Source organism: Streptomyces sp. bgisy027, assembly GCF_057710365.1.
Window position 1 is genome coordinate 20,134 of sequence record NZ_JBYIVZ010000082.1, and the last position, 12,056, is coordinate 32,189.

The window sequence follows — 12,056 nt, forward strand, 5'->3', positions numbered from 1 at the left end:
AGGACTACGAGGGTGTCGGGGGCCTCGCGGATGATCTGCTCGCCGGGCAGGGCGCCGACGGCCTGGGTTTCGACGAGGACCCACGAGTGGTAACGGGCAGTGATGGCAAGGCGATCGACGTCTCCGGGGCCTGTGCGGTGCTCGCGGACTCGTACCGCACGAAGGCCAGCGGCAGCCGCGGTGCCCTGCTCTTCGACCGGTTCTGGCGGAAGCTGTCCGCAAAGGTGCCGGCCGCCCAGCGGTGGAAGGTGCCGTTCTCCGCGGCGGACCCGGTGCGCACGCCGAACACCCTCAATACCGGTGCGCCCGGCTTCGCCACGGCCCTGGCGGACGCGGTCGCCGAGTTGCGTGCGGCGGGCATCGCACTCGACTCCCGCCTCGGCGAGCACCAGGTCGTCGTACGGAACGGTCAGCGCATCCCCGTGCCCGGCGGCACGGAGGGGATGGGCGTGTGGAACCAGATCGAGCCGGTGTGGGACCAGGCGCGGGGCGGCTACACGGAGGTGACGACCGGCTCCAGCCACATCCAGGCGGTGGGCTGGGACAGCAGCCGCTGCCCGGTGGCTCGCACGCTGCTGACGTACCCCAGTCCTCGAACCCGAACTCGCCCCACTTCAGCGACCAGACCCGGTTGTTCTCCGGTGAGAAGTGGGTGACCGCACGGTTCTGCGAGAAGGACAGCCTGGCGTCACCGGCGTTGAAGGTTGTTCATATACACGAACACTGAAGTCAGTGTGGTCCTGCCCCACATGGGGCGGGACCATATATGTGTGACGTCTGCCAGGTGCCGTGAATGCGCCAGGTGACAACGGCTGTTCACCGAATGCTTCTTCTGCTTCTCAATGCTCCCATGCGCCCCTTTGAAGAAAGGTTTCGGGAAACCGGGAGCCTCCGGAACTGGGCAGGACTTGCCTCAAGCGTTCAAGTCCGTGGCACGTTCACCGATTTCACGTGCCGCGCCGGGCAGGAGGACTTTCATGAGCCGTGCCGCGCCTGAACCAAAACACGCTTGGCGAACAGGAACTGCACCAGGCATATTCCCGCTACTCGGCCACGGTATCGCGTTCTACCGAAAACCGCTGGAGTTTCTCAATTCTTTGCCCGCGTACGGCGATCTGGTCGAGTTACGGCTGGGCCCCCGGCGCGCCTGGATGGTGTGCCACCCGGAGCTGGTGCACCAGGTACTCATGGACGCACGCACCTTCGACAAGGGGGGCCCGCTCTACGACAGGCTGCGGACGCTCCTGGGAGACGGCGTCGGCACATGCCGGCACGAGGCTCATCGGCGGCAACGCAGGCTTCTGCAACCCGGATTCCGCAAAGCCCGCGTCGCCGCCCAGACGGAACTGATGGGCGAGGAAGTGGAGTCGGCGTGCCGTGAGTGGCGGGCGGGGCAGGAGGTCGACGTCAGCGCGACCATGCTGACGCTGTCGGCACGGGTGATCGGCCGCGCCCTGTTCTCCGACTCGCTGGACGCCGCGACGGCCGCCGAGATGCACAGGTGCCTCGTCGCCGTCGTCCGCGGCCTGTTCCTGCGGACAGTGGTACCGGTCGACGCCCTGTTCCGGGTTCCCACGCCCGCGAACCGGCGGTTCCGCCACGCTTCGATCCGTCTGCGCGCCATCGTCGACGCGGCCATCGCCGAGCGCCGGCCGGGTGAGCCCGGCACTGACCGGGACGACCTGTTGGGAGTGCTGCTGGCGGCCGCGCGCGGCAACGACGCAGCGGAGGCGATCACCGAACGGGAAGTCCGCAGCCAGGTGTTCACGCTGATCTTCGCCGGAGCCGAGAGCACTTCCCTGTGCCTCGCCTCCGCCTTCGACCTCCTGGCCCGGCATCCCGAAGACGAACGCCGCCTGCACTCCGAGGTCGACGTCGTGCTGGCCCAAGGGCGGCCGCCCGGCCGGGACGACCTGCCGCGGCTCGTCCACACCCAGCGCGTTCTCACCGAGACCCTTCGCCACCGTCCGCCGGGCTGGCTCTTCACCCGGGTCACCACCAAGGAGACGGTTCTCGCCGGGTATCGGATTCCGCAGGGCACCACCGTCCTGTACAGCCCTTATCTCCTGCACCACGACCCCGCTTCGTTCCCCGACCCCGACCGCTTCCACCCCGACCGCTGGCTGCCGGGGCAGGCTCCCGCCGTCCCGCCCGGAGCGATGATTCCGTTCGCTGCGGGCATCCGGAAATGCATCGGCGAGACATTCGCGCTGGCGGAGGCCACGGTGGCCATCGCGTTCATCGCTCGCCACTGGCGCCTGCGCCATCCTCCCGGACACGTCGCACGGCTCCGCCCGGCGGCGTCATTGGGGCCGAGGGACTTGGTAATGGTCTGCGAACCGCGGTCAGAAAGTCCGTCGGGCACACCGCCCTGGGGGGCTCTCGTATCCACGGCGTTGACGACCACCGGCAGCCACGAACCCCGAGCGGCGGGAGGCGACCATGTCCATGACGCATGAGGAAATCACGCTCGCCGCCCTGGCCGGAATTACCACGGTCGATCTGCGGGCACTGATCGACGCGAACCTCTACATGCCCTTCCCGTTCCAGAGGAATCCCCACGCGCCCCAGGCGGCAACCGGCGTCGGGAACTGGCTCAGTAAATGGGGCCTCACCGACGACCCGGAAGTGGCGGCCATGATCTCCTGTACGCGCCCCGCCGAACTCGCCGCCTACAACAACCCGACGATGGATTCCGGCCTGCTCCAGATCATGGCCAACCAGATCGCCTACCAGTTCGTCTTCGACGACCGGGCCGAGGACGTCGGCAGGCAGGAGCCCGGTCGACTGCTGCCCATGTTGTGCGAGAGCGTCGGGATACTGCGGGACGGCCGACCGCCAGATACCCTGCTCGGGGCCGCGCTGGCCGACCTCCATCGGCAGGTCCAGGAGCGGTGCACCCCCGCTCAGGCCGAACGATGGGCCTGGACCAGCCGGGAGTACGTGCACGGTCTGCTGTACGAGGCAGTGAGCCAGACGGACTCCGTCCCCTTGGAGAGCGGCCTGTGCCGGTCCATTCGTTCCCTCATCGCGGGCGTCGAGCCGTTCCACCCTCTGTGCGAGGCCGCGCAGCCGTTCGAGCTGGCGCCGGAGGAAATCCACCATCCAGCCACGCGTCGCCTGGCGCGGCTGTCGGCCGACGCGGCGGTATGGATAGCTGATCTCTTCTCCGCGGTGAAGGAGCAGCGCACGGGCGGCATGATCAATCTGGCCCTTGCCTATCAACGCGCACACCGGTGCTCCCTACCGACGGCCATCACGCTGGCCATCCGGCGGATCAACAGCACGATCAGCGAGTTCGAGGAACTCTACGGCGAGATCAGGCCGGAGTTGAGCCCAGCCGGAGTCGGCTATGTGGAGGGCATGGCCGGCTGGATCCGCGGATGCTACTTCTGGTCCCGTACCGTGCCGAGGTACGCGGACACGACGGCGGCATCCGCCGTGCCCTGAGTCTGTGCCCGACCGGTACCCGCAGCGCCAGTGGGGCTTCAAGTCCGAGCGAAAGCGGGTCAGTTTATCCCATGAGAGCTGGCCCGCATCGCCTCCGTGGAGAATTCACCCTTTCCTGCCGATCTCCTGTTCCAACCCGGCCAAGGGGCGTCCGTGAAGGCGTACTCTCGCCCCCGTCCGGTGGGGAGCAACGACAGGAAGCGGTCGAACATGGCCCATGGGCTGCGGCAACCTCTGGCCAAGCACCGGCCGCTACTCGAACGCGACGAGGAACTCCAGGCGCTCGATGCCGCGTTGTCTGACCTGCACGACACCGTCGACGACGTGGCCCGGGTGCCACGGGGCGGGTTGCTCGCCTTCACCGGGGAGGCCGGGCTGGGCAAGACGACGCTTCTCTCGGTGGCGCGGGCCCGTGCCACCGCGCGCGGATTCACGGTCGCATCGGGCAGGGGCGGCGAGAAGGAGCAGGGTCTGGCGTTCCGTGTCGTACGCCAAGTCATGCAGCCCGCCCTGGCCGGCATGGGCGAATCGGAACGTAGGGAATTCCTGGGCAGCTGGTACGACATCGTCAGCGCCGCGCTCGGCCTCAGGGCGACGGACGCCGCTCGGATGCCGGACCCGACCGGGGTGCGTGACGGCCTCGACTGGGTCATGACGCGCCTTACGGTGCGCAACGCACCGCTCGTCCTGCTCCTGGACGACCTGCACTGGGCCGATGCCGAATCCCTCGACTGGCTCGCCTCCTTCGCGCCCCGGGTCGCCGACCTCCCGCTCCTGATGGTCGTCGCCTATCGCCCCGACGACCTCCCTCCCGACGCGACCTCTTTCCGCACACTCGTGGAGCGCAATGAAGAGCGCCCTCATGCTCTGTGGCCGCTCGGCAAGAACGCCGTGGCGCGCATCGTCAGGAACGAGGTGGGCGAGGAGGCCGAGGACGAGTTCTGCGACGAGTGCTGGACGGTCACCGGCGGCAGCCCGTTCGAGACCGTCGAGTTGGCCATCAGGCTCCGCGAACGGCAGTTGAAGGGCACCCAGGACGAACTGCACGTGATCGGGGACGTCGCCGCGGCGGTCAAGGGCCCGGGACTGATCGAACGCCTCCACCGGCTCGGCCCGAGCACCGTCCGCTTCGCCTGGGCCGTCGCCGTACTGGGCGGGTCCTTCTCCGCCGAGCTCGCCGCCGGCATCGCCGTGGTCGGCAGCGAGGAAGCCGCCGAGGCGGCCCGGAAGCTGCGCGCCTCCCGCATCCTCGCGGACGGCGAAGGGCCCGGGCGCAGCCTGGAGTTCGTCCACCCGTCGATCGCCACGACGATCTACCGCGACATCCCTCCGGGCCTGCGGGTCGGCATGCACAACGCGGCCGCCGACGCCGCCCAGGCGGCCGGGTTCGGCCCCACGGCCGCCGCCCGGCATCTACTGGAGGTGCCCTGCGACGGCCGGCCCGAAGCTGTCTCCGTCCTGCGCGCCGCCGCGCGTGAGTACCTCCGCGCCGGGGCCCCTGAGGCCGCTCGGCGCGTGCTGACCCGAGCACTGCGGGAACCGCCCCCGGCTGAGGACCGCGCCGCGCTCCTGCACGAGCTCGCCTGCTCCACCTTCTTGATCGAGCCCACCGCCACTGTCTGCCACCTCCAGGAGGCACTGACGCAGCCTGGCATCGACCCCGACCTGCGTGCCTCCATCGTCTACCGGCTGACCCAAGCGCTGGCTCACACCGACCGGCTGACCGAAGCCGCGGCCGTGGCCGCCGACGAGGCGCGGCGTGCCCCCAATCCGCGCATCAAACTGCGTATGCAGGCCGACCACTTCGTATGGAGTGCGTTCCGCGCCGACGAGCCCGACTCGTCAGCCCGCTCGCGTCGGCTGGCACGGCTGGCCGGCAAACTGCCCGGCCGCGGCCTGGAGGAGCGCTACATCCTCGGACTGCGAGCGTGGGACGCCCTGGTACGCGGCGAGCCGCGGCAAACCGCCCTCGGGCATGCCGAGGAGGCGCTGCACGGAGGAATGAGCTGGACCGACGAGAACCGCGGCTTCGAGGTGCCCGTCGCGGTCGCCCTTCTCTTCATGTACTGCGACCAGCCGTGGCGGGCCGAAGATCTGTTCAGCAGGGGTATGGCCGAGTGCGAGCACAAGGGCTGGCGCGGCTCCCACCTGGCCCAGGGGCAGACCCTCTCCGGCTACATCCGCTACCGTCGCGGCTGCCTCACCGAGGCGGAGGAACTCGTCCGGGCCGGGCTGCGCACCGCCGAGCGCGTCGAAGGCGCGGTACCCGCACAGTGGTTCGCCATCGGCATCATGATCCAGATCCTGCTGGCCCGGGGCCGGATCACCGACGCCCGACGGCTCGCCGACGCCCACCACTACGGCGATGTCGTCCCGAACGCCGTCATCTTCCCCGATCCCCGCACGGTGTACGCCGAACTGCTCCTGGCGGAGGAGCGGTACCCCGAGGCGGCACGGCTGTTGTCCGCCGTCGGGGACTGGCTGGAGTCACGCAACTGGCACAACCCGGCCTGGTGCCCGTGGCAGCTGGACCTGGCCTCCGCTCTCGCCCGCACCTCCCCCGACCGGGCGGTCCGCCACGCCCAGGACGCCGTCAGGCGGGCGCGGGACTTCGGCGCGGCTTCCGCGATCGGCCATGCGCTCCACATCGAGGCCGAGGTGACGGGCGGTCCGGCCGCACTCCATCTGCACGCCGAGGCGGTCGAACACCTGGAGCGCTCACCCGCGTCGTACGAGTTGGCGCGTGCGCTGGTGGCGCACGGCGCCGCGCTGTCCCGCAACGGCCAGGTGCAGGAAGCCGCCCATCGGCTCTATCAGGGGCTGGAAGGAGCCGTTCACTGCGGCGCCGAGGCCCTCGCCGTCCGGGCCAGGCAGGAGCTCTCGGCAGCCGGGCTGCGACCGCTGCCGCTGCGGTACGCACAGACGGACACCCTCACCGCTCAGGAACGGCAGACGGCCGAACTGACGGTCCAGGGCCGCCAGGAGGCGGTGATCGCGAAGGAACTGCGCCTCACCGAGCAGGGCGTACGGCAGTTGCTGTCCAGCGTGTACCGCAAGATCGGCACCGACGCGGCGGGCCTCGCCCGGGCGCTGGAGACCTTCCCGCACCCCCGGACGTGACCCGCGAACGCCCTGCGGCTGCGGTCACACGGCCCGCGTACGCCCCTGCCAGTACGGGTCCCGCAGCCGTCGTTTGTACAGCTTGCCGTTGGGGTCGCGCGGCATCTCGGTGATGAAGTCGACGCTCTTGGGGCGCTTGTAGCCGGCGAGTTGGCCGGCGCAGTGGTCGAGGATCGTGGCGGCCAGATCAGGGCCCGGTTCGTGGCCCGGGGCCGGTTCGACGACTGCCTTGACCTCCTCGCCCCAGTCGTCGTGCGGGATGCCGAAGGCGGCGGCGTCGGCGACGGCCGGGTGGGCCAGCAGGGCGGACTCGATCTCGGCCGGGTAGATGTTGACGCCGCCGGAGATGATCATGTCGATCTTGCGGTCGCGGAGGAAGAGATAGCCGTCCTCGTCGAGGTAGCCGAGGTCGCCGACGGTGAAGAAGTCGCCGATGCGGTTCTTCCTCGTCTTGCTCTCGTCCTTGTGGTAGGAGAAGCCACCGGTGTTCATCTTGAGGTAGACGGTGCCGAGTTCGCCGGGCGGGAGCCGGTTGCCGTCGTCGTCGAAGACGGCGAGTTCACTGATCGGCCAGGCCTTGCCCACCGTGCCGGGTTTCTTGAGCCAGTCCTCGGCGGTCGCGAAGGCACCACCGCCCTCACTGGCGGCGTAGTACTCCTCCACACAGGGGCCCCACCAGTCCAGCATCGCCCGCTTCACATGGTCGGGGCAGGGAGCGGCGCCGTGGATGGCGTGCCGCATGGAGGTGACGTCGTAGCGGGTCCGTATGTCTTCGGGCAGGGCCAGCAGGCGGTGGAACTGGGTCGGGACCATATGGGTGTGCGTGCACCTGTGTGCGTCGATGACACGCAGCATCTCCTCGGGTGTCCACTTGTCCATCAGCACCAGCCCGTGCCCTATATGGAGGGACGCGCCCGCGAACTGGAGCACGGCGGTGTGGTAGAGCGGCGAGCACACGAGATGCACGTTGGCGTCGAACGGTTTGATGCCGAAGATGCCGAGGAAGCCGCCCAGGTACGCCTCCTCGGGCGGCTTGCCGGGCAGCGGGCGGCGGATGCCCCGGGGGCGGCCGGTGGTGCCGGAGGTGTAGTTCATGACCCAGCCCAGCGTGCGCTGCTCGGGCGCCGACTCCGGCTGTCCGTCGAGGAGTTCGGCGTAGGGGCGGAAGCCCTCCACCTCGCCGACCGCGTAGCGGTGGGTGGCCGGGAGTGCGGCCTCGTCGGCGGCCTCGCGGACCGGACCGGCGAAGCGTTCGTGGGTGATGAGCACCTTGGCGCCGGAGTCGGCGACGATCCAGGCGATCTCGGGGCCGACGAAGTGGTGGTTGACCGGGACCAGGTAGAAGCCGGCCTGGGAGGCGGCCAGGTACGCGGTGAAGAACTCGACTCCGTTGGGCAGGACGACCGCGAAGGCGTCACCGCGTCGCAGGCCGGCCGCGCGCAGGCCGTGGACGAGACGGTTGGTCGCGGCGTGCAGGCGCCCGGCGGTCCACCGTTCGCCGTCGGGGGCGACGAGGACCTCGCGGCCGGGGTCGGCGGTGGCCTGGGCCCAGAAGCCGACGGGCGGGGTGCTGACGGCGTGTGCCGCGGGAGTGCTGGTCACTGGCCGCTCCTTCCGGCGATGCGGTTGATGCGGTCGACGGCCCGCTCGAATCCGCGGGTGAGATCGTCGAAGACGGCCCGGACGCTGCGTTCGCTGTTCATCCGGCCCACGATCTGTCCGACGGGCGTGCCGAGCAGGGGCTCGACCTCGTACTTCTGGATGCGGGAGACGGCCTCGGCGACGAGCAGCCCCTGGAGGGGCATGGGGAGGGTGCCGGGCCCGTCCGGGTCGTCCCAGGCGTCGGTCCACTCGGTGCGCAGCTGACGTGCGGGCTTCCCGGTCAGGGCACGGGAGCGGACGGTGTCTCCGGAACCGGCGGCGAGCAGCTTGGCGGTCAGCGCGGTCGAGTGCAGGTCTGCTTCTGTGGTGGTCAGCCATATGGAGCCCAGCCACACACCTTGAGCGCCGAGGCTGAGAGCGGCAGCCACCTGTTGTCCGCTGCCGATGCCCCCGGCCGCGAGTACGGGCAAGGGGTCGACCGCCTCGACGACCTCCGGGGTGAGCACCATGGAGGCGATCTCTCCGGTGTGGCCGCCCGCCTCGTAGCCCTGGGCGACGACGATGTCGATGCCCGCCTCCTGGTGCTTGCGGGCATGCCGGGCGCTGCCCGCGAGGGCGGCGACGAGCACACCGCGGTCGTGGGCGCGCTCCACGACGTCCACGGGCGGTGAGCCCAGGGCGTTGGCGAGCAGCTTGATCGGGTAGTCGAAGGCGACGTCGAGCTGGCCTCGGGCGACCTGCTCCATCCAGCCGGTGATCCGCCAGCCGGCGGCCTCTCCCTCGGCCAGTTCGGGCACGCCGTACTTGGCGAGGGTGTCTCTGATGAACTGCCGGTGCCCTTCCGGGATCATCGCCTCGACGTCGGCCTCGGTGACGCCCTCGACCTTCTTCGCCGGCATGACGACGTCCAGGCCGTAGGGCCGGCCTTCGACGTGCGCCTCGACCCAGTCGAGGTCGCGTTTGAGGTCGTCCGGGGCTGTGTAGCGGACCGCGCCGAGCACTCCGAAGCCGCCGGCCCGGCTGATGGCCGCGGCGACGGCGGGGAACGGCGTGAAGCCGAAAATGGCGTGCTCGACTCCCAGTTTCTTGCTCAGCTCCGTCTGCATGCGCGCAGGATGCCGCAGTCCTCCGGACGACGGAAGGGCTTTTCTGATACACCGTCAGATCTTCTCCGGTGAACGCCCCGTTGACACGGCCCACGCCTGACACGAAAGTTTCACCACGCAAGGTGATCCCGGAAAGATACTTTCAGGCGGAGCGGCGGGAGGAACCTCGATGACCGACGGCGGCAACAGACTGACCCGGCGTCAACTGGGCAGGACGGCGGTGGCTCTGGGCGGCGCCCTGGCCATCGCGCCCTTCCCTGCCGGACCCGCGGCGGCGGCCACCGCCTCCTCGCGCCCCCGCACCACATTGCGCCATGGCTCCCCCGAACGCGCGGGCCTCCTCCACGGCCACCTGCGCCGGCTCGTCACCGACGCCGAGGCGTTCCTCGGCCCCTCCCCCAAGCACCCCTGGTACGCGGGCGCCGTGCTGCTCGCCGGCCGCGGCGGCACCGTGGCCCTGCACGAGCCCATCGGGATGGCGGTGCGCTATCGGGCGTACGACGAGAAGACCGACACCGGCGTCGAGTTCCCGGCCGACCAGCAGCTCCCGATGACCGAGGACACCGTCTTCGATCTGGCGTCGGTCTCCAAGCTGTTCACCTCGATCCTCGCCGTACAGCAGATCGAGCGGGGCGCACTCGGCCTGGAGGCCACCGTCGCCTCCTACCTGCCCGACTTCGGCCGCGCCGGCAAGCAGGACATCACGATCCGTCAGCTCCTCACCCACACCTCGGGGTTGCGCGCCTGGATCCCGCTGTACAGCGCGCCGACGTACGAGGGGAAGCTCGAACTCATCTGGAACGAGGCGCCGCTGAACCCGCCGGGCACCAAGTACCTCTACTCGGATCTGAACCTGATCTCCCTCCAGCTGGTCCTGGAGAAGATCACCGGCCGAGCCCTCGACGTCCTCCTCCGCGACGAGATCACCGGCCCGCTCGGCATGCGCCGCACCCGCTACAACCCGCCCGCCGCGTGGAGACCTGGGATCGCCGCCACCGAGGACGCCCGCGCCCCCTGGTCGGGCCTGGACCGCGGACTCGTATGGGGCGAGGTGCACGACGAGAACGCCTTCAGCCTCGGCGGGGTCGCGGGCCACGCCGGCGTGTTCTCGAACGCGTGGGACCTCGCGGTCCTCGGCCGGACGTTGCTCAACGCCGGCGCCTACGGCCGCTCCCGCATCCTGGAGCCGGAGTCGGTGGAGCTGATGTTCACCGACTTCAACACCGCCTTCCCCGGCGACGAGCACGGTCTCGGCTTCGAGCTCTACCAGCACTGGTACATGGGCGCCATGGCCACCCCACGCACCGCCGGGCACACCGGATTCACCGGCACCTCGCTGGTGCTCGACCCGACGACCGACTCCTTCCTCGTCGTCCTCGGCAACTCGGTTCACCCGGTGCGCAGTTGGCGCTCCGGCTCGGCTCCCCGGGTCGCGGCCGCGAACAACATGGCGCGCGCGGTCGCGGTTCGCCCACGCCACGGCCGTACAGCATGGTTCTCGGGCATGGCGGCCGACACGAACGCGACCCTCGCGCTCCCGGCGCTCGACACGTCGTCCGGGGACGCCGGGCTGTGCTGCGCCCTGTGGTGGGACACCGAACCCCAGGCCGACGTGCTCACGCTGGAGGCAACGACGGACGGCGGAGTCACCTGGCAGCCGCTGCCCTTCACCACGACCCGCCACGGCGAACGGCCGCAGCCCCGTCCGAGCGGCACCGTCACCGGCTGGTCAGGCCGTGTGTGGCACCGGCTCACGGCCGAACTCCCCGCGCACCGGCAGCTGGGCATCCGCTGGCGGTACGCCACCGACCGGCTGTACGTGGGCCGTGGCGCGTATGTCGACGGACTGCGCGTCGAGGCGGCGGACACGGTCCTGTTCGACGACGCCAGGCCGGCCGACGCGGCGCGGATCAGCGCGAGCGGCTGGGTCGCCTCGGCGGACTGACGGTTCAGCCGGGGACGTCGAGGCGTTGCGTGCCGAGGACGGACAGCAGCCGTAGCGCCTCCTCGGACGGCGTCCCGGGGATGGCGGTGTGGATGACGACCCGCTGGTCGCGGTCGGCGAGGTCGAGGACGTCGCAGTTGACGGTGACGGGGCCGACGACGGGGTGGTCGAAGGTCTTGACGAGTGTGGGAGCGGGCGCCACGTCGTGGGCCGCCCACAGCCGGGCGAACTGCGCGCTGCCGTACCGCCGGTGCCTGGCTGGGCCTCGCGGCCGGTCGCAGGCTCGACGGTATGAACGACGGACCTGACGTCTCGGCCGGCATGAACACCACACCTGACACCTCGACCGGCACCGACGACACACCCGTCACCGCGGCCGGCCTGCTCTCCGGCAAGGTCGCGTTCGTCACCGGCGCGGGCCGGGGCATCGGTGCCGCCGCCCGGCTGTTCGCCCGGGAAGGGGCCCGGGTGCTGCTCGCGGCCCGTACCGAGGCGCAGCTCGAAGCGGTCACCGAGGAGATCCGGGCGGCCGGCTGCACCGCGGACCACGTACTGTGCGACGTGGCCGACGCCGACAGCGTGCGGGCCGCCGTCGACCAGACCGTGGAGCTGTACGGGCGGCTGGACGTCGCCTTCAACAACGGTGCGACGATCCAGCCGCCCGGTCCGATGGACCAGCTGTCGGACGCCGAGTTCGACCGGATCACCGCGCAGAACCCGCTGGGCGGGGCCGCCGACCCGGAGGAGATCGCCCAGGCCGCCGCGTGGCTGCTGAGCGACCGGGCCTCCTACGTCACCGGTGTGATCCTCCGGGTGGACAGCGGCACCCGCGC

At 70.4% G+C, this 12,056-nt stretch carries 7 protein-coding genes and 2 pseudogenes; 6 read left to right on the forward strand and 3 right to left on the reverse strand.

All coding sequences use genetic code 11. The features are described 5' to 3' along the window. Positions 1-92: 92 nt before the first annotated feature. The 4 genes and pseudogenes from AC3ETA_RS45275 to AC3ETA_RS45290 all read left to right on the forward strand — a co-directional run. Positions 93-727 (forward strand): annotated as a pseudogene (locus AC3ETA_RS45275) (penicillin acylase family protein); the annotation flags it as partial. A gap of 250 nt (positions 728-977) precedes the next feature. Continuing rightward, entirely contained in the window at positions 978-2,459 is a 1,482-nt protein-coding gene (locus AC3ETA_RS45280) for a cytochrome P450 (RefSeq protein WP_432198727.1), read from the forward strand. After that, on the forward strand, positions 2,443-3,450 hold the full coding sequence (locus tag AC3ETA_RS45285) for a (-)-alpha-amorphene synthase (RefSeq protein ID WP_432198728.1): 1,008 nt from the start codon (positions 2,443-2,445) through the stop codon (positions 3,448-3,450). The genes AC3ETA_RS45280 and AC3ETA_RS45285 overlap by 17 nt, the downstream gene beginning before the upstream one ends. Before the next feature lie 210 nt (positions 3,451-3,660). Then, entirely contained in the window at positions 3,661-6,570 is a 2,910-nt protein-coding gene (locus tag AC3ETA_RS45290; protein WP_432198729.1) for an ATP-binding protein, read from the forward strand. A 24-nt stretch (positions 6,571-6,594) separates the two neighbouring features. On the opposite strand, the gene AC3ETA_RS45295 is transcribed toward AC3ETA_RS45290, so the two are convergent. Together AC3ETA_RS45295 and AC3ETA_RS45300 are read right to left on the reverse strand one after the other, a co-directional pair. After that, complete coding sequence (locus AC3ETA_RS45295; protein WP_432198730.1) at positions 6,595-8,172, reverse strand: acyl-CoA synthetase; 1,578 nt, start codon at positions 8,170-8,172, stop codon at positions 6,595-6,597. Beyond that, positions 8,169-9,278 (reverse strand): NAD(P)H-dependent flavin oxidoreductase, encoded by a 1,110-nt coding sequence (locus AC3ETA_RS45300; RefSeq protein ID WP_432198731.1) that lies wholly within the window; start codon positions 9,276-9,278, stop codon positions 8,169-8,171. The genes AC3ETA_RS45295 and AC3ETA_RS45300 overlap by 4 nt, the downstream gene beginning before the upstream one ends. Before the next feature lie 169 nt (positions 9,279-9,447). Here AC3ETA_RS45300 and AC3ETA_RS45305 point away from each other — a divergent pair, with 169 nt between their 5' ends. After that, positions 9,448-11,223, forward strand: a complete 1,776-nt coding sequence (locus AC3ETA_RS45305) for a serine hydrolase domain-containing protein (protein ID WP_432198732.1) — start codon at positions 9,448-9,450, stop codon at positions 11,221-11,223. A 4-nt stretch (positions 11,224-11,227) separates the two neighbouring features. Here the strand turns inward: AC3ETA_RS45305 and AC3ETA_RS45310 are convergent. Then, positions 11,228-11,464 (reverse strand): annotated as a pseudogene (locus AC3ETA_RS45310) (MmyB family transcriptional regulator); the annotation flags it as partial. Positions 11,465-11,544: 80 nt separating this feature from the next. Between AC3ETA_RS45310 and AC3ETA_RS45315 the strand changes: the two are divergent. Then, the coding region (locus AC3ETA_RS45315; RefSeq protein WP_432198733.1) for an SDR family NAD(P)-dependent oxidoreductase at positions 11,545-12,056 on the forward strand (512 nt) is incomplete at its 3' end.

Bases quoted from the DNA above. Each gene is read 5' to 3' on its own strand.
- AC3ETA_RS45280 (WP_432198727.1), top strand. From the start codon at position 978: ATGAGCCGTGCCGCGCCTGAACCAAAACACGCTTGGCGAACAGGAACT.
- AC3ETA_RS45285 (WP_432198728.1), top strand. From the start codon at position 2,443: ATGTCCATGACGCATGAGGAAATCACGCTCGCCGCCCTGGCCGGAATT.
- AC3ETA_RS45290 (WP_432198729.1), top strand. From the start codon at position 3,661: ATGGCCCATGGGCTGCGGCAACCTCTGGCCAAGCACCGGCCGCTACTC.
- AC3ETA_RS45300 (WP_432198731.1), bottom strand. From the start codon at position 9,278: ATGCAGACGGAGCTGAGCAAGAAACTGGGAGTCGAGCACGCCATTTTC.
- AC3ETA_RS45305 (WP_432198732.1), top strand. From the start codon at position 9,448: ATGACCGACGGCGGCAACAGACTGACCCGGCGTCAACTGGGCAGGACG.